Here is a 255-nt window from a genome sequence, read left to right as displayed (position 1 = left end):
TTTCAGGCACTGGAAGCGACCTGGCGGAGTATGCATGGCCTTGTTGCCGCGGTCGACACCAACGCGATGCTCAAGATCAAAGTCTTCAATGCGACTAAAGATGAGTTATGGAGCGATATGGAAAAAGTGGTTCAATTTGATCAAAGTACATTGTTCAAATTAATTTATGGATCCGAATATGACACGTATGGCGGTTGTCCTTATGGCTTGCTGTTGGGGGGATTTGAAATCGGTAGTAGTTCAAGGGATATCTCT

General features: G+C 44.7%; 1 protein-coding gene. It reads left to right on the top strand.

All coding sequences use genetic code 11. From position 1 onward, the window contains the following. Positions 1-9 precede the first annotated feature (9 nt). The coding region (locus tag H8K52_RS20885; protein WP_281388018.1) for a type VI secretion system contractile sheath domain-containing protein at positions 10-255 on the top strand (246 nt) is incomplete at its 3' end.

It is taken from the genome of Affinundibacterium seohonense (assembly GCF_014284305.1).
In the GTDB taxonomy this organism is placed as follows: Bacteria; Pseudomonadota; Gammaproteobacteria; order Burkholderiales; family Burkholderiaceae_D; genus Undibacterium; species Undibacterium seohonense.
The sequence above is the reverse complement of the archived record's forward strand: the minus strand, read 5'-3'. Positions and strand labels throughout refer to the sequence as shown.